The organism is Haloarcula vallismortis ATCC 29715 (assembly GCF_000337775.1).
Classification (GTDB): Archaea; Halobacteriota; Halobacteria; order Halobacteriales; family Haloarculaceae; genus Haloarcula; species Haloarcula vallismortis.
The window spans coordinates 62,178-80,314 of sequence record NZ_AOLQ01000015.1 but is presented as its reverse complement, the minus strand read 5'-3'; the positions used below and the strand labels follow the sequence as shown (position 1 = coordinate 80,314).

Annotated in this window: 9 protein-coding genes; 4 read left to right on the top strand and 5 right to left on the bottom strand. The window is 59.9% G+C overall.

Annotated features, from left to right (window positions below; genetic code table 11):
* Nucleotides 1-167: 167 nt before the first annotated feature.
* Both fdhF and C437_RS05150 read left to right on the top strand, forming a co-directional pair.
* Nucleotides 168-2,219, top strand: coding sequence for a formate dehydrogenase subunit alpha (gene fdhF, locus C437_RS05155; RefSeq protein ID WP_004515839.1), 2,052 nt, complete (start codon nt 168-170; stop codon nt 2,217-2,219).
* A 231-nt stretch (nt 2,220-2,450) separates the two neighbouring features.
* Nucleotides 2,451-2,729 carry a hypothetical protein gene (locus tag C437_RS05150; protein WP_004515838.1) on the top strand — a complete coding sequence of 93 codons (279 nt, stop codon included), beginning with the start codon at nt 2,451-2,453 and terminating at the stop codon, nt 2,727-2,729.
* A 177-nt stretch (nt 2,730-2,906) separates the two neighbouring features.
* Here the strand turns inward: C437_RS05150 and C437_RS05145 are convergent, their stop codons facing one another.
* Nucleotides 2,907-4,016 carry a guanosine monophosphate reductase gene (locus tag C437_RS05145; RefSeq protein ID WP_004515837.1) on the bottom strand — a complete coding sequence of 370 codons (1,110 nt, stop codon included), beginning with the start codon at nt 4,014-4,016 and terminating at the stop codon, nt 2,907-2,909.
* 1,494 nt (nt 4,017-5,510) lie between these two features.
* A complete protein-coding gene (locus tag C437_RS05140) occupies nt 5,511-7,442 on the bottom strand; it encodes a hybrid sensor histidine kinase/response regulator (RefSeq protein ID WP_275040377.1) in 1,932 nt (643 codons plus the stop codon).
* A 256-nt stretch (nt 7,443-7,698) separates the two neighbouring features.
* Between C437_RS05140 and C437_RS05135 the strand changes: the two genes are divergently transcribed.
* Nucleotides 7,699-11,598: a PAS domain S-box protein gene (locus C437_RS05135; protein WP_004515835.1), complete on the top strand. Its 3,900-nt coding sequence runs from the start codon at nt 7,699-7,701 to the stop codon at nt 11,596-11,598.
* Nucleotides 11,599-11,671: 73 nt separating this feature from the next.
* On the opposite strand, the gene gdhB is transcribed toward C437_RS05135, so the two are convergent.
* The 3 genes from gdhB to C437_RS05125 all read right to left on the bottom strand — a co-directional run bounded on the left by gdhB (nt 11,672) and on the right by C437_RS05125 (nt 16,107).
* On the bottom strand, nt 11,672-12,967 hold the full coding sequence (gene gdhB / locus C437_RS05130; RefSeq protein ID WP_004515834.1) for a glutamate dehydrogenase GdhB: 1,296 nt from the start codon (nt 12,965-12,967) through the stop codon (nt 11,672-11,674).
* Between the two features lie 2 nt (nt 12,968-12,969).
* Nucleotides 12,970-13,113, bottom strand: coding sequence for a rubrerythrin-like domain-containing protein (locus C437_RS20095; protein WP_004515833.1), 144 nt, complete (start codon nt 13,111-13,113; stop codon nt 12,970-12,972).
* A gap of 126 nt (nt 13,114-13,239) precedes the next feature.
* Nucleotides 13,240-16,107 (bottom strand): bacterio-opsin activator domain-containing protein, encoded by a 2,868-nt coding sequence (locus C437_RS05125; RefSeq protein ID WP_004515832.1) that lies wholly within the window; start codon nt 16,105-16,107, stop codon nt 13,240-13,242.
* Nucleotides 16,108-16,850: 743 nt separating this feature from the next.
* Here C437_RS05125 and C437_RS05115 point away from each other — a divergent pair.
* Nucleotides 16,851-18,104 (top strand): Glu/Leu/Phe/Val family dehydrogenase, encoded by a 1,254-nt coding sequence (locus C437_RS05115; protein ID WP_004515830.1) that lies wholly within the window; start codon nt 16,851-16,853, stop codon nt 18,102-18,104.
* Nucleotides 18,105-18,137 lie beyond the last annotated feature (33 nt).

Sequence of the window (18,137 nt, the reverse complement as noted above, 5' to 3'; positions counted from 1 at the left end):
GTGGTGTACCTCTCGAAACTGGTAGCCCAACCGCACACGGTCAACCATACCAGTTCGGAGAACACCACTGGGCTTGTTCAACTGGCGTCGGTTTGCCGCACTTATAAAACAGCCTACGTTTTACCGGTTGTCTACTTGTAGCTGCACGGTCACTACTTCACGTAGAAATGGGCACTGACCAGAACCAAAATCCCCGGGCCGAGCAGACAGTCTGTCCGTACTGTGGCGTCGGGTGTACGATACAATACGCGGGCAACGGCAAAGCGACCGGCACAGCGGGGCCAGTGAACACCAAAGGGGAGATCTGTCCAAAGGGCGGAGCCGCGTTCGACGTAGTCACACACGAGGACCGGCTGACCGAGCCACTCGTCCGTGAGAACGGGCGTTTCGCCACTGCACCCTGGGAGGCCGCTCTGTCTCGCGTGACCGACCGCCTCGGGGAGATCATCGACCAGCACGGGCCAGACGCCGTCGAATTCTTCGCGTCGTCGAACTGCACGAACGAGGAGAACTACGTCTTCCAGAAGATTGCGCGGATGCTCGGTACCAACAACGTCGACAACTGTGCCCGCCTCTGTCATTCCTCGACCGTCGCCGCGATGAGCGAGCGGTTCGGTGCCGGGGCGATGACGAACACGCTCGATGACCTCGCGGAAACCGACTGTCTGCTCGTCACCGGCGCGAACCCGGCCGAACAACACCCCGTCATTTTCCGGTCGTACTTCCTGCCGGCGATTCGCAACGGGGCCACGCTCATCCATATCGACCCTCGTGAAACGGACACGACCGATGCCGCTGACATTCACCTCGACGTTCGCCCCGGATACGATATCCAGCTCCTCAATTCGATGGCGAAAGTCGTTCTCGACGAGGGACTCGTCGACGAGTCCTTTATCGAAGACCGAACGACCGGCTACGCGGACTTGACCGCACATCTCGATGGCGTCAACGTCGGGTCAGGTGCCGACGCGGCCGGCGTCGACCCGGAAACCGTCCGGGAAGCCGCCAGAGCCTACGCCGAAGCCGACAGGGCGGCGATTGTGACAGGGATGGGAATGAGCCAACACACGTGCGGGACCGACAACGTGCACGCGCTGTTGAACCTCGCACTGCTGACCGGCAACGTCGGTCGCCCGGGCACCGGCGTGAACCCGCTGCGCGGCCAGAACAACGTCCAGGGGGCCGGCGACGTTGGCGCGCTTCCCAGCGTGCTCCCCGGCTACGAACCCGTTACAGACCCGGACGCCCGACAGCGGATCGCCGACGAATGGGGCGCCGAGCCGCCGAGCGAACCCGGCCTGACGGAGACGACCGCGACACACCAGTTCGGTGACGCAGTCAAGGCCGCGGTCGTGTTCGGCGAGAACCCGGCCGTCACGGAACCCAACGCGAGCGCTGTCAGGGCTGGCTTCGACGACCTCGATTTCTGCGTCGTCATCGACCTCTTCGAGACAGCGACCGTCGACCATGCCGATGTCGTGCTTCCGGGAAGCAGTTGGGCGGAGAAAGCGGGCACCGTGACAAACACGGACCGACGCGTGATGCGGATGCGACCGAACGCCGACCTGCCCGGAAACGCCCGTCGAGACCTCGATATCCTCACAGACCTCGGTCAGCGACTCGTCGACGAGTCGGACGCGTTCGACTACGACGGCCCGGAAGCGGTGTTCGAAGAGCTGACGCGTGTCAATCCGCTGTACGCCGGCATGAGTTACGAGGGCATCGGGGATAGCTACCAGCGGTGGCCGTTCCCGGCCGACGCCGACTGCGGAACCGACGTGCTCCACACGGAGACGTTCGCGTCGGGCGAGGAAACCGCTCCGCTGCTCCCGGTTTCGCCGACGCCGCCGGCTGACGGCGTCGCCGATGGCGAACTCGTGCTCACGACTGGGCGGGCGCTCCAGCACTTCAACAGCGGGGCGCTCACCCGCCGGTCGGAGACCCTCATGCGGATGCGCGGGGAGGATGTCCTCGAAATCCATCCGGACGACGCCACCGCCCGTGGTATCGAGGACGGCGACACCGTCGTCATCGAGAACGACCGCGGCAGCGTGACAGTGTCGGCGGCCGTGACGGCGGCCATTCGACCCGGCGTCGTATTCTGTACGTTCCACTATCTGGAGCCCCTCGCAAACGCCCTGACCGGCGATGCACTCGACCCCGTCGCCGAGATTCCCGAGTACAAGCATTCAGCAGTGCAGGTTCGAAAGTCCGGATAGTGGAGTTACCGGGAGGCTTTTATTATACGTGGCCGGTTCGAACGACATCTGAAGCGTCGTCGATGCGTTCAGGACAACATATCATTGGCTAATGCCCCGAATGGTCGAACTGCCTTCGAAATCTAAGTTAACACCATTTTCACGCTATGAAGTATCATAAAACAGTTTCTACATTTCTCAATGCAGTAGATTAGTCGCAATAGTAATTCCTGTCGAATACTTAGATAAGGTATGTTGGACTGTCAAAAAAGTCGCAAACTCGGTGCAGCAGTCGTGCTTTTCCAGGGCGTGGTGACTGCGCTCTTCCCGCAGATAAGTGTCAAATTCATCAAATCCATGATCGGGAAGAACTTCGACAACGCTTCCGCGCTCGAAGTGAAGCCGGCGTATCGCCGGCAGTTACGCGCGGTTGGGGTCGGTATGATCGCCGCAGCCGGTACTGATCTCCTGTTGCAGAGTACTGAGGAGATGGACGACGACCTCCCTGCAGCCGATGAAGACGACGAGTAACGGGGCCAATTACACCCCTGATATGGGTAGTTGCGGTTCTACAGATGCAATCCAAACACGCCAGACAATCGAGTCTCCGGACACCAGCATCGGCTAGAGTACACAGCCTACGAGGGTTGGGCGTCGGTACCGACCCCGCACTCGATAAGCGCCGACCCGGCCAGTCGTTCTATCAGGTCAGTCGTCGCTATCGGCGGGTGCCTCGGTGCCGGCGTCGCGGACCTGCGTCACTTCACTCTCCACGTTGACGCCTTCCCAGTCGTGGTCCGTGTGGAACCCCTCGCGTTCTTTCGCGCTCTGCGCGACGCGGATGAACTCCGCCTTGTCACGGGCCGCAGCGATGGTATGCCCGCCACAGTAAGAGAGTCCGGAGCGAATACCGGCACAGAACTCCTCGGCTACAGCAGCGACAGAGCCCTTGTACGGGGTCAGTGCTTCGACCCCCTCGTCGGCGCTGACGTTGTTCTGTTTATCATCACGGTCCTCGGCCGCGGCGGTGGTCGCCATTCCCCGTGACCGTTTGTACCGCGTCCCATCTACTTCGACGACTGCTCCGGGGGCCTCTTCAGTGCCGGCAAAGAGGCTCCCCAGCATCACGGTATCGGCCCCGGCCATGAGGGCCTTCACCGCGTCACCGGACGTGCGAATCCCACCATCGGCACAGATAGTGACGTCCAGATCCTCGGCGGCTGTAGCGCAGTCATCGACGGCGGTTAGCTGGGGGACGCCGGCACCCGCCACTTTCCGGGTGGTGCAGTGGGACCCCGGCCCAATGCCGACTTTGACACAGTCGGCCCCGGCGGCGGCGAGGTCTTCGACACCCGCGGGCGTCGCGACGTTGCCGGCGATGAGGTCTGTGTCAGGGAATTCGTCCGCAAGGGTTTCCACGGCTTCGAGCGTCCGGTCGAGGTGGCCGTGTGCTACGTCGACGACGAGGGCATCGACACCGGCCGCAATCACGGCACGGCTCCGTGCGACGTAATCCTCGTTGATACCGACTGCTGCGCCGACCTGTTCGTCCGCTGCTTTCACCTGCTTTACTTGCTCGGCCTGTTCGTCAGGGGTGAGGAACCGGTGCAGCACCCCAAATCCGCCAGAGCGCGCAAGCTCGATTGCCAGTTCTGCCTCGGTGACGGTGTCCATCGCGGCGGAGACCAGCGGCGTGTCCAGTTCCACGGTCGGGGTGAGTGGCGTCGAGAGGTCGATGTCGCTCCGACTGTCGACCGGCGACCGCTTCGGGACCAGCAAAACGTCACCATAACTCAATCCAGTGCGTAGGTCGTTCATACCCCGCTAATGGAACCCTTCCTGGCACAAAAGCATCTCGGATTAGAGATTCCCTGCTCGTCCCCGCAGCCACTACCCGGTACGCGTAGCCGGGTTGATGTGATTTTTAGGGCAGTCCGGAATGTAGATCGACTACGAGGCACTACCCGACATCGATCCCGACGTGCTTGTGTTCCACTTCGGCGTCAACTACCGCGACTGGAACTGCGGAGATGCACTGAGAAAGACGGTTGGCCTTGGTACACGCTTCTGCGAGCAGTTACTAGCCATAGGTAGGGGCCACGACAGAAACAGCAATTTCACGCTTTCGGACGCAAGTAAGGCCAGACAGGGATTCACCCCGGCAGGGAAGCGGATGGCGGGTGGCAGTGGGCACCGTGTGTGCCACCCACTGTAGTCAGTGGCACGGTCGGGTTCTGGACTCAAGGCAGGGGGTGAAACGAGTGGGCTCAAAGTGTGACGAAGCCCAAAACGGGAGCCAGAACCCGAATCCCAGTAATACGCCAGTCGTAATACCATTTGTGTTAACACATACCACATAGCAGTTCCGCGCAATCCTGTCATCTCCGGGCCATACGGCACCACTGATTACAGAACGACTGGTACGTTGCAGTGGAGTGGGAGAAGCACGATTGGACGCAGCTCAGAAGCCACATAGCTCCGATATCGATAAGATGCTTGCGGGGACCCCGCGCAGCCAGTGGGTTTGGCCGCAAGTCACTCAGTTCTCACGCGCGTGGTCCTGTCTCGTCACATAACAAGGAAATCCGCGTTCCGCCAGCAAAGGAATGGTGGGCAGCCGGGGGGTGTACACCGCACCATTCGGGGTCGTCATCCACGACAACGGGTTCTGGACCCGGGCCGCTTGATGAGCTTAGCCGGATGCAGTGGGGGAGGTGGCGCGGGGACCAGAACCCTATCATATGCAATGGAGTTGATCAGAAATAACACCTGTGACGTTTTATCCCATTTTAGTAGCTCTGTGGTTACTGAGCTTCCGTACTCGCGATATCGGAGTCCGTGATGACCGCACACCTGCTCGTCAGCCGGGAAATCATCATCACAGTCACCGTTAGCGACCGGTAGCTACTGGCCTGTAATGTTTTGGACGGGCGGGTCACAAACCCTGTCGGTAAACCCCGTGACGGAACTAACCCACCGATCATGAGTCCCAGGGGGCGTACAGAGAGGCCACGGCAGATAGTCGGGGAGCATTCAGCGTCACTCATTTTTCCGTCGACGCGCACACACGTACCCAACGAACAGTCGACACCGTGGTCGTAAGCACCGCAAATAATTTCCGGGACTGTCGGGCCAGATTCAGTGATTGCGCTGTGGAGTAGGCGTGCCCCGGTAGCGAGGACGCCGACAACGTTCGCCACGTACTCGGGGCGTATCCAGCCCGGCCGCGGCAGGAAACTCAGTAGCGGCGAGCCCACCATATCACAGGGACCCTGGCGTCCTGCCCAAAACGGTCAGATGCTGACTCGTGAGTTAGTCCACGACTTCGAGGCCGGTAATCTCAAATCGTGTTCCACCTATCGAGCTCTCAGTTGCGCGAATATCCCAGCCGTGAGCGTCAGCGACGCGTTTGACGATGTTGAGTCCCAGACCAGTCCCTGATTCGGAGGTCGAGTAGCCAGCCTCAAACACCTTTTTGCGGTCCTCGTCGGGGATGCCAGGGCCGTCGTCTTCGATGTAAAATCCGCTGCGGTCGCCGAAAATCCCACCGACTACGACAGTGACGTCTAGACCCGCGTGATCAATCGTGTTCCGGAACAGATTTTCGAGCAGGTGCCGGAGTTGGTCGGGATCAGCTTTTATCAGTGGCTGGGTATCGGCCCCGCAATCACAGTACAGTTCAGCCTCGTCCGCGGGGTCAGAGGCGAGCTTCCACGCGGCCTCAGCGGCGGCTTCGATGGCAACAGGTTCCAGTGACCCGATTTCCTGTTGTTCCCGCGCGAGCCAGAGGAGGTCCTCTACGATGCGTTCCATCCGATCGGTCGCAGTCTCAATCACAGCAAGATGGTCACTCGACTGTTCGGCCTGGATGAGATCAAGCCGGCCCTGTATGACGTTTAGCGGGTTCCGAAGGTCGTGACTGACAGTTGTGGCAAACTGCTCCAGTTGCTCTTTCTGATCCTGAAGTTCTCGTTCACGTCTTGTGCGTTCGGATATGTTTCGACCAGTGCCGACGATCCCTCTCAGGTTACCGTCCTGATCGGTTAATCGGTCAGCGGTGAACTCGTGGGGAGCGCGCTTCCCCTCCGCGGTAAGGAAATCTACTTCGATGGTCGAGTGCCCCGTTGAGAGCGCCTCCTCGATTGCTTCGGCGACTGCGTCCTGTTCGTCTTCCGGAAACAGACTGACCGCGTCGAGATTCGTGATTTGGGCATCAGTGTAGCCGGCCAGGGTTGCGAATTGTTCGTTACAGCGCTGGATGTTGCCCGCAGAATCGAGGACGTAGAATATGTCGGCGAGTGAATCGAGTGCCTGGTCGATAAATGTCCGCTCTGTACGCAGTTCGTCCCGAATCTTTATCGAGTGCATTGCGTGTGAGATGCTATCCCCGAGTTCGTCGAGTAACGCCTGTTCGTCCTCACCGAAGGCAAATGGACGGGACGAATAGACACACAGAACACCATACAGAGTACCATTGTACTCCAGCGGAACCCCAGCACTGCTTCGGTAGCCACGATCGAGTGCGTCCTCTCGCCAGACCTCGAACGCCGGGTCATCTTGGATGTTTTGCGACGTCGCGACACGTCGTTCTCGAACCGCCGTGCCTGCGGGACCCTGTCCAGTCGGAGAGTCGTCCGCAGTAACAACGATAGTATCGAGATACTCGTCCTCGACACCGGCCCAGGCCTGTGGCTCGATTCGGTCTGTGTCAGAGTCGCGCTCACCGATCCATGCGAAACGGTAGGGCTCAGAGTCGCTAATAATCTCACAGACGCGAGTTTTGATCTCCGATAGCGTACTCGCTCGGATGAGTGCTTGGTCGATGCTGCTGACGAGCGTGCGAATCCGCTCAAGTTCAGTGGCGCGTTGATTGGTACGGTACTGCTCGACAGCGTTTTCGATACGGTTTGCGAGGAGTTCGTATCGGTCCGTTCCGTGCCCTTTCCGGAGATAGTCGGTTGCACCGGCGGCGATAGCGTCGCTTGCGACAGCTTCGCTCCCTGCCCCAGTGAAGAGGATGAACGGGAGGTCGGGATGCTCTTCACGGATAGCTTTGAGGAGTTCGATACCGTCTTTCTCAGGCATCCGATAGTCGCTGATAATACAGTCGACAGACGCTGTCGCAAGTCGGTCAAGCGCTTCGGCGGCACTTGTTGCAGTTATAACGGTGAGATTACTGGATTGCTGTTCCAGTATTCCAGTTGCCACATCTAAGAAATCCGGTTCATCATCAACATGAAGCACAGCAATACTTGACCTCTCTGGCACAATATCGGTTGTACCGAACTCCGGAGGATAAAGTTGCTGACCCAAATCTCAGATTATATACTCCGGTACCACTGAGGCATGGTTTACCGATAGCAGAGGACGAATAGATGGTCGCTGAGTGAACCAACACCCGGTCACGGTACGTTCGGAAAGTTGCCCACTCCCGCTTCTGGGTATCACAGATAAGAACCAGCACATATACTTGATAAAGGCGAGCGGCGTAGGTAGAGTAATGTCATATACAGGTGGTGGGACTCCCGATGCCATTCACGTTCTATATATTAACGACGATGGTGATTTTGCCGAGCTAGCGCAGACGAAACTCGCGAATATCTCGTCAGATTTTGAGGTCACAACTGTCGGGACTGTCGAAGCTGCACTCGAGTTGCTCGGGACTTCAACAGTCGACTGTGTGGTCACCTCGTACTCACTGCCGGACGGGACGGGAATCGACTTCCTGAATCGGCTCCAAGCCGAACAGTACGAGCTACCGACGATCCTGTTTACCGGCCGGGGGAGTGAGCGAATCGCGAGCGAAGCAACACAGGCGGGTGTCTCCGATTACATCCCGATCAATACGGGCCAGAACAGCTTCGAGTTACTCGCGCGCCGCATCCGGACACTTGTCGAAGCTGCCCGCAAGCAAGTGGTCGCCGAGCGGCTGTCTGACCGCTTCCAGCGGACGCTCGAACGCGCAACTGACGCGATATATGCCGTCGACGACGAGTGGCAAATTGAATACATAAACGAGAAGATGGCCAGGCGTGTCGACCGCGACCCCGACGCTATCGTCGGTGCCACAATCTGGGACGAGTTCCCCTCGATAGTCGGAACAGAACTCGAAGACAAGTACCGGACCGCGATGGAAACCGGCGAACCGGTGTCGTTCGAGCAACACCTGGGAGAGCCGTTTAATTACTGGGTCGAAGTGCGGGCATTCCCGGACAATGACGGTCTCACCGTCTTTTCACGCGAGACAACGGCGGAACGAGAGCGGGAACTGGAGCTAGAACGCAGTGAGACAATCCTCCAAAACATCCACGACGTCGTGTTCGTCCTCAACGATGAGGGGACAATCGAATTTGCGAACGCGGCGTCGAAGCGGCTGATTTCCGAGGAAGGGACGGCTCAGCTCACGGGAAAACGGCTGAAAGCGGTCGTGGGAGACCGCATAAGCGCAGCCGACAAAGAGCGGTTCACAGAGGCAGTCGACTCAACGTTCAACGAGATAGAGAGCGACGGAGGCGTTACCGGGTTGTACGACGCGGACCTGCAACTCGATATCACGGCTGACGGCGATAGACGGACATTTGACGTCCGCATTACACCGTTCCGTAGCCAAAAGACACAGCAGGTGCTGGTCGTTGCCCGAGACATCACAGAGCAAACTGAGGCCAAGCGACAGTTGGAACGGGAGCGCGACGCGCTTCGAGAACTCCAGACCATTATGGCACGGAGTGATGCCTCGGCCGAGACACGCCTTCGCGAGCTTCTTGAATTAGGGTGTCAAACGCTCGGCCTCGATATCGGTATCGTCTCGCGTATTCAGGGCAATTCGTACACAGTCAAATCAGTGCACGCACCGGATTCCGAAATCGAATCCGGGGATCAGTTCGCACTCGAATCGACGTACTGCGAAGAAGTCGTGGGCACAGATGCAGTCTGTTCGTTCGCAGATGCAGTCACTGATGGGAGAGAGACACACCCCGCGTACCGTGAGTTCGAGTTAGAATCGTATATCGGCGTCCCACTCGTCGTCAACGGGGAGCGGTACGGAACGGTCAATTTTTCCAGTCCCACAACGCGAGTCGCCCCCTTCGGGAAACTTGAGCGAACCTTCGTCGAGTTGCTCTCTGAGCTCGTGAGCGCCGAAATCTCGCGGGGGCAAGACCGGGCGGACCTGCAACGCCAGGAGTTCCTGTTCGAGCGAGTGCAGGACATCGCAGACATCGGTGTCTGGGAGTACTTCCCGTCGACGGGCGACCTCGACTGGTCCGATGGAGTCCGCCGGATTCACGGCGTTGGCGACGAGTACGACCCGGTTCTCGGTGACGCAGTCGAGTTCTACCATCCCGACGACAGAGAGACGATTACGGGGGCCGTCGAGCGGGCAATCGAAGACCGAGAACCGTACGATCTCGACCTCCGTATCGTTCGGACTGACGGCGAGATACGCGATGTGCGGGCGTGGGGCGAGCGCATCGATGGCACGCAAGACGACGAGCCTGTGCTTCGGGGCGTGTTTCAGGATATCACGGAGCGAAAAGCCGAGGAGCGAGCACACCGAGAACTTGCCCAGGAGTACGAGGCACTGCTCAACACCTCCGGGGACGCCATCTTCATGCTCGATGTTGAGACGGCCGGTGACGAGCCATCGTTCGAGTTTGCCCGACTCAGCCCCGGGTATGAGTTACAGACAGGGCTCACGACCGACGAAGTCCGGGGCCAGACGCCACGGGAGGTCTTCGGTGACGACCGCGGTGCCGAGCTCGCGGCGAACTACACGCGCTGTGTCGAACAGCGTGAGCCAATCTCGTATCAGGAAGAGTTGGACATCGCTCCCGACGCACGGTTCTGGGACACGAGCCTCGCGCCGGTCATCCTCGGCGACGAGATCGTCCGAGTCGTCGGCATTGCTCGCAACGTGACCGAGCAGGTCAAGCGGGAACGCAAACTCGAGACGACGAACCAGCGGCTGGAATCGCTCATCGAAGCGACGCCGCTCACTGTCATGGAAATCGACACTGACGGGACCGTCGTCCGCTGGAACGACGGGGCGGAAAACATGTTCGGCTGGTCGCGCGAAGAGGTGCTTGGCGAACCCAATCCGATAATCCCAGACGAGCGACAGTCTGAGTTCGCGTCCCACCGGGACCGCGCACTGAGCGGTAAGCCGATTCGCGGCAAAGAGGTACGCCGGGAACGGAAAGACGGCGAGAAGCTGGATCTGCTCCTGTCGGTCACCCCAATCACTGCTCCGGACGGTGAGATAACGAGCGTACTGGCCGTGCTAGAGGACATCACTGAGCAAAAGAAGTTGGAGTCGAAGCTCCGCTCACTGCAAGCGACTGCACGGCGGCTCAGTGCTGCGCAATCGAGCGACGAAATCGGGGACATCGCCGTCGAGGCTGCTGGCGATATTCTCGGATTCGAGCTCACCGGAATCTGGGAGTACGCCGACCAGACCGACGAACTCGTCCCACTGTCAGCGAGTGCAGCCACGAGAGAGCTACTCGATGAGCTGCCACGTTTGGAAGCCGGCGAGACGCTGGCGTGGGAAGCGTTCGAGGCGTCGGAGCTACGTCAGTACGACGACCTCCAGTCTGAAGCGTCGCTTGATGCGGGAGGCACGGAACTCAAAAGTGGCCTGTTCGTGCCCTTAGGCGAGTTTGGACTCATGGGCGTCGGCGCACCGCAGGACCAGACCTTCTCTGAGGCAGACATGGACCTGTTCCGGATACTAGGTTCGACTGTCAAAGCGGCGTTCACGCGGGCAAGCCGGGAAACAGAACTACAGCGACAGAACGAGCGACTCGATGAGTTTTCCAGTGTCGTCGCCCATGACCTCCGGAATCCGCTGTCTATCGCTATCGGGTTTCTCGACATCGTCGAGGAGACCGGCGATCTTACTCACATAGACCGTATCGAGTCGGCACACGACCGCATGGAGCGGTTGATCGACGACCTCCTCACGCTGGCGCGTGGCGAGAGCACGGTCACGGAGACGAAACAGATCGACCTCAAGACCATGACAACAGAGGCGTGGGGTTACGTCGACACGGCCGACGCAACGCTGACGGTTGCCGATACAGTCCCGACAGTGGCCGGTGACGCCAGCCGCTTGACACAACTGTTCGAGAACCTCTTCAGAAACGCGATTGAACACGGTGGGAAAGATGTCACAGTAACCGTCGGGCAGCTAGAGGACGGTGACGGGTTCTACGTCGCGGACGACGGCGAGGGGATTCCGCCGGCAAAACGTGACGAAGTACTCGAACACGGCGTCACATCTACCAACGGTGGCACTGGCTTCGGACTCTCGATAGTGGAAGACATCGCTAAAGCACACGGCTGGACCATCCGTGTGACGGCAGGTGCTGCTGGTGGGGCACGGTTCGAGTTCTGCTACTGAGCGTCACGGTAGTTGCGGTTTCCCAGCATCGACGGACAGTGCCGGAATCCGTGATGGAGCCGATAGAGACAGTCTACGGCCAGAGCCCGCGTGTTTCGTGGGCCGTCGCGATACGGGACAGGGCAACGATGTACGCCGCATCGCGCCATGTGATATCACGCTTTTCGAACTCCGTCTGAACGGCGTCCCAGGCCGCCCGCATCTCCGCGTCGAGTTCGTCGTTCACTCGCTCGAGTGACCACGACCGACGGTTGATGTCCTGTAGCCACTCGAAGTAGCTCACCGTGACGCCGCCGGCGTTCGCCAGAATGTCCGGAATCACTACCACATCTCGCTCGGCGAGAATCGAGTCAGCGGTGGACGTGGTCGGACCGTTCGCACCTTCGACGACGAAATCTGCGGCGATGTCGTCCGCGTTCGCCTCGGTGATGACGTTCCCGAGTGCGGCCGGGATGAGGACATCAACATCCAGCGTCAGCAGTTCGTCGTTGGAAATCACGGTGTCAGCGTACTCCGTGACTGCCTCTGGTTCCTCGTCGTGTGACGGGACCGTCGCGGTATCGATTCCGGTAGGGTCGTACATGGCCCCGTTCACGTCGCTAATCGCGACGACAGTTGCGCCCTGCTCATCGAGCAACCGTGCCGCGTTCGCGCCGACGCTGCCGTAGCCCTGTACGGCGACCGTGGTCTCTGCCAGCGGTTGGTCGTAGTACTCACAGACCTGTTGCGTGATAATCGCGACGCTTCGGCCGGGCGCGTCTTCACGCCCTTCGCTCCCGCCAACGACCGGCGGCTTACCGGTGACGACGCCCGGACTCGTCTCGCCTTCCTGCATGGAGTAGGCGTCCATCAGCCACGCCATCGTCTGTGGGTCCGTTCCCATATCCGGGGCGGGAATATCACGGTTCGGACCGATGACCTCGCGGAGTTCCTGTGCGAACCGGCGGGTGAGCCGTTCTTTCTCGTCCCGGCTCAGCGTTTTCGGATTGACCGCGATACCACCTTTCGCGCCGCCGAAGGGGAGGTCCATCACCGCGCATTTCCAGGTCATCCAGATCCCGAGGCCGACACATTCGTCCCGCGTCACGTCAGGGTGATACCGAAGCCCGCCTTTGTACGGCCCCCTGACGTTGTTGTGTTGGGCTCGATAGCCAGTGAACACGTCGACTGTGCCGTCGTCCCGCTCAATCGGGACGGTGACTTCGTGAACGTTTTGTGGATGCCTGAGTCGTTCGACGATGTTCGGGTCGATATCGAGGTGGTCTGCGGCCCGGTGGAGTTGCAACCGGGCTGTTTCGAGCGCTGATTCGGGCTCGGGCGGCGTCGAAGAATCTTCCGACGGAGAAGCGGAGTTCAGTTCCGGTCCCATGGTTATTCCAGCGGTGTCAGTCGGTTACGCATCTCGCCGCCACAGTCCTGACAGTTCTCCGGGTGGCTCTCTGCAGTGATGACTGTGCCACACGCAAAGCACTCGTACGGTGTCTGCTCGTCGTGGTCTTGCTCTACATCTCTCATGTGTATTCACGAGTGGCGGTTTCTAACCGCCGGTACTCGATTAAGGAATAGAAGGACATCAAAGGAATATTCAGAGGTTAAACAACAAAGTAGGGGTAAGTTGGGTTGTTTACTATTGAACCCCGGTCAGGATTCCAGACCCGATACGCTGCGGTCTTCGAACAGTGTGGTGAACAGCTTCCGCTGAACGGTCCGCACGTGCTGATAGAACGCTGGTGGCGAAATCTCAAGCATCGTCGCGATGTCCTCGCCGGATTTTGTGCGCGGCGACTCGAAGTAGCCGCTGTAGTAGGCGGTCTGAATCACTTCGAGCTGGCGCTCCGTGAGCTCCGTGAGGAACTCCGAACTCCGGTCCTGCTCGATGCCCTGTTCGAGCGTCTCCTTGCGCCTGAGTTCGACGCCGGAGAACGTGCTGTCGACCAACTGCGCGATGTTTCGAACGTCGACGCTCTGTGGCACATCCACGACCAGCGTGGTTCCGTCCGGGTCCGCGGTCGCTTCCCGGAAGATAGCGCCGTGATCGGCGAGTTCCAGCGCGAGGAACGGCTGTGACAATTCCAGCCGCAGGACCCCACTCTCGGTGTCGTCGTCACTAATCTGTGTCACGTCGTCTATCGTCGTCATCTTCGCCGCAGCCGCCGCAACTGTACGCACATCGGCATCTTCGACTGTAACAAATACACTGTTACCAGCCGGCGCGTGCTGGATGCCGCCCTCGTAGGAAAGGGTACACCCCGTCGACCGGGCGAGGCGCGACAGGAGGAACCGCTCGTCATCAATATCGAACTCGACGCGGGTCACCGACGTCGTGAGCAACGCGTGTTTCCGTTCGATAGCGCTGAGCGCCGAGGCGATTGTCTCGCCGAGTTCGCGCAACACCGTGCGCGTCGTCTCGTCGAACGCGTCTTTCGTGTCCGCATAGATAGTAAGGACCCCATGCCTGAGGTCGTTGTACACCAGCGGGATACTCAACACTGAGAGGAAGTCGCGCGTAAGCGCGTCCGACCGCCACGGCGCGTCCCGGAGGTCGGCGGCGACGTTGGGTATCATCGTCAGTTCACCGGTCGCCGCCGTCTGGCCCGCAGGTTCGGTCTCGGCGGCCGCGACGGCGATTGACTGACTGTCGAGATACCCCTGTTCGTTGCCGGCCCATGCTTGCGGTTCGACAGTGTTACCGCCCGGATCGACGCTCCCGATCCACGCGAACTTGAATCGGTCCGTGTCGGTCAGCCGTTCACAGACGGTGTGGTTGATCTCGTCCTGTGTTTCGGCGCTGACGATGGTCTGGTCGATCTCCCGAATCGTGTTGTTGATGTGGTTCAGAGCGGTCAGTTGCTCGTTTTGTCGCTGGAGTTCGCGGTCCTGTTCCCGGAGCTGGGACTCCCGGGCGACCCGGTCAAGGGCAGCCTCGGCGGTGGCTGCGAGCAGGTCGGTGAGTTCCTGTGTCACGTCATCGAACACCCCGACAGCCGTCGAGCCAGTGACGAACACGCCGTGGCTGCCGAGTGGAATGAACATGACGCTCCGGAGGTCAGTGGCTCGATTTTCCAGTCGGTCCGACGTGTGGACATCGTCGAACACGAGTGTCTCGTCGTTGACGAAGCTGTGGCTCGGAAGTGTGTCGTCGTTCGTGCGGACGGCCGGCAGCGGCCCGTGGTGTTCGGTCATCGCCTGGGACTGTGCGACGGGCCGGAGTTCGTTCGTCTCGACGTCGTGCAGATAGATCGCACTCGCGGAGGCGTCGAACACACTGAGCACGTCGTCGACGATGTGCTGGGCGATCTCCTGATTCGTCTCCGTGTAGAGAAACTTCCGTGCGGTCTCCTGTAGCGTCGCCAGCGCTTCCTCTCGCTGTTTCCGTTTCGTGATATCTCGGCAGCTGTACAGCAGTGTCCCGCCCTGAATTGCGACTTCCCGGACGTTGACCAGCAGCGTGTGCTCGTGGCCCGCCTTATCCGTGACGGTACACTCGATATTCTTGAGAGCACCTTTCTCAGCGAGTTCCGCACGGTCGAACAGGTCCTCGCCGAGGAGCGTATCTATCGTCTCCTGTTCGTGAATCTCGTCGTCGGTGTAGCCGAAAATGAAGTGGACGTTCGGGCAGACGTAGGTGTACTCCCCGTCCTCGTTCGTCATGAGAACGGTGTCGGTCATGTTGCTGAGCGTGACCCGGTGGAGTTCCTCGGACTGGCGGAGGTCACGGTCGAGGGTGACCTGCTCCGTGATGTCTATCCCCTCAATGACGATTGAGGTGATGTCGCCGAAGTCGTTCTCGACCGGCCGAACCGAAAGCTCGATAACGCGGTCCGTGGCCGTCCCAGGCCGGTGAACGACCGCGCTACCGAACTGCCCGTCGCGTGCGGCCGCCACGAGTTGCCGGATATCACGTTCGGTTCCCTCGGACTGTGCCCACCACGGCAGCGTCCAGAACGGGTCGCCGATGACCGCGTCCGCGTCCGCGTCAATCATCGCCTGGCCCGTCTGATTCACACGGGCGAGCGAACCGTCCGGGTCGAGGACCCACGTGGCCGTCTGTGTGTCGTGGAAGACGGCGTCGAACTGCCGTGCCCGTTCGCGCTGCGTGATCGCTCGCCGAGCGGACTGGAGCGCCTTCCCAGTTCGCTCGACCAGTTCATTTGTCCACAGGCCATCAGGCCCTGTGAGGGGGACGTAGTCGGAAACGCCCGCCTCGATTGCCTCGCTTGCCAGGGCCTCACTGCCGTCCGTCGTCCCGAGGACGACTGGGAGGTCCGGAGCCGAGTCCCGGAGCTGTCGGACCAGGTCGATGCCACTCCCATCGTCGAGTGTCGCTGTCGTGACGACACAGTCGACCGAGCGCTGACGAACTGTGTCCAGAGCGGCCGGGGGTGTCCCGGCAGTGAGAACAGCGGCCCCGGTGCTGGCTCTGAGAGCCGCTGTGAACGGCTCTGTCCAGGTCGCCGAACCGACGACGAGAATCTGCGCCGTATCGAATGGACTCTCAGCGTCGCTCATCTGCTGCTCCGGGGCACGAATTTCTCACTGTGACCACTGGCGCTATGTGTAGACACTCGTTCGAATTGTCGCCACCTGTCGGGAACTGGGTGGTTCAGTTCCCGGATTTTGGATGTGGGGTTCAATAATAAACACCGAATGTTCGGAAGGATTCGTTGTTAAACAATTTAGTATTTGCTCATTCCTGTGGTCCTTTCGATAGAGTGCCATGGGTCGACGGCCGGAACGCATGACACGTGACAGCCATCACGCAGTCGCCGATACAGGCAGTCCTTGCTCGTCGTTCAGAGAGCCAGCAGCTTCCGCCTCAGATCAGCTATGATGGACGTACAACGTCGCTTGATGAAGAAGAGAGCTATCAGGCACATCGAAGCACCGCTGTCGGTGCCAGTGTTTCGAACCGTGACGCGGGTCTGGCACTTCCCCAGCGGTGACGTCCTGCTCGAACGCGCCGGACGTCGTGACTGCCTGATTCCGGACGTCGATCGTGTCGACGTTCCAGTACGTGGAACGGAACAGGTTGCAGACGCTGTGGCACTCGATACGGACACCGCTGTTCGGGTGACAGAAAAGACAGGAGACGTAGTTGTATCGAAATTTGATAGAAGTGTAAAACTATCTGAGTGATTCGCATTCAAGTGCCGATGTAAGCCCTCAAATTAGTATCTACTATATCGATTGGTATAGTAATCTTTCTGGTAGAAATAGATAGCTTTTGGTATCTCTATGAGTCCTGTGGAGACATGTCTGATGTAAATCCGTACCAGAGCCTGCGGACACAGATCGATTCCGCAGCACAGCACCTGGACATCTCAGAAGGACAACTGGAGCGGCTGAAAGCGCCCGAGCGGATACTTGAAACGAACCTGTCTGTCGAGATGGACGACGGGTCGGTCGAGGTGTTCCGTGCGTACCGGTCACAGTTCAACGGTGACCGCGGCCCCTACAAAGGCGGCATCCGCTATCACCCGGAGGTCGACCGCGACGAGGTCAAGGCGCTCTCCGGCTGGATGGTTTACAAGACGGCGACGAGCGATATCCCACTGGGCGGGGGGAAAGGCGGCATCGTCATCGACCCGAGTAACTATTCGGAGAGTGAACTGGAACGGGTCACGCGCTCGTTTGCGAAGGAACTGACGCCGCTGATAGGTGCCGACCGCGACGTGCCCGCGCCCGATGTCAACACAGGCCAGCGCGAGATGAACTGGATCAAGGACACCTACGAGACACTCGAAAACACGACCGAACCCGGCGTGATAACCGGAAAGGACCTCGCAAGCGGCGGCAGCGAAGGCCGCGTCGAAGCGACCGGGCGGTCGACGGTCGTCGCGGCGCGTGAAGCCTTCGAGTATCTCGATAAGGACCTCGAAGGCGCGACGGTCGCGGTTCAGGGCTACGGGAACGCCGGCTGGATCGCGGCGAAACTCATCTACGAGATGGGTGCCAACGTCGTCGCTGTCTCCGATTCGAGCGGGGCGATATACAGCGACGCGTCGTTCGACCCCATCGCAGTCAAGGACTACAAACGCGAAACCGGGAGCGTCGTCGGCTATCCGGAGGCCGAGGGAGAGCTCACCAACGAGGAGCTGCTCACGCTCGATATCGACCTGCTGATTCCGGCCGCACTCGAAAACGCCATCGGCGAGTCGCTGGCGCATGAGATCTCCGCTGATGTCATCTCAGAGGCTGCAAACGGCCCGATTACTCCCACCGCGGACGATATTCTCAGTGACCGCGAGACGCTGGTCGTTCCGGATATCCTCGCGAACGCGGGCGGCGTCATCGTGTCCTACTTCGAATGGGTCCAGAACAGGCAGCGCTTCTACTGGTCCGGAGAACGCGTCAACGAGGAACTGGATTCAATTATCGTCGAGCAGTTCGGGAACCTCATCGATGCGTACGAGGGGCGAAACCTCCCGTCGCTCCGAACCGCTGCATACGTCGTTGCACTCCAGCGGGTCATGAACGCCGGCAAGCAGAGCGGTACCTGGCCGTAACTGGTTCCGGATGCCGTCCAGACGTGCCGGTCT

What these genes read in the sequence shown, in the direction of transcription:
- fdhF (WP_004515839.1), top strand. Translation starts at nt 168, where the DNA reads ATGGGCACTGACCAGAACCAAAATCCCCGGGCCGAGCAGACAGTCTGT.
- C437_RS05150 (WP_004515838.1), top strand. Translation starts at nt 2,451, where the DNA reads ATGTTGGACTGTCAAAAAAGTCGCAAACTCGGTGCAGCAGTCGTGCTT.
- C437_RS05145 (WP_004515837.1), bottom strand. Translation starts at nt 4,016, where the DNA reads ATGAACGACCTACGCACTGGATTGAGTTATGGTGACGTTTTGCTGGTC.
- C437_RS05135 (WP_004515835.1), top strand. Translation starts at nt 7,699, where the DNA reads ATGTCATATACAGGTGGTGGGACTCCCGATGCCATTCACGTTCTATAT.
- gdhB (WP_004515834.1), bottom strand. Translation starts at nt 12,967, where the DNA reads ATGGGACCGGAACTGAACTCCGCTTCTCCGTCGGAAGATTCTTCGACG.
- C437_RS20095 (WP_004515833.1), bottom strand. Translation starts at nt 13,113, where the DNA reads ATGAGAGATGTAGAGCAAGACCACGACGAGCAGACACCGTACGAGTGC.
- C437_RS05125 (WP_004515832.1), bottom strand. Translation starts at nt 16,107, where the DNA reads ATGAGCGACGCTGAGAGTCCATTCGATACGGCGCAGATTCTCGTCGTC.
- C437_RS05115 (WP_004515830.1), top strand. Translation starts at nt 16,851, where the DNA reads ATGTCTGATGTAAATCCGTACCAGAGCCTGCGGACACAGATCGATTCC.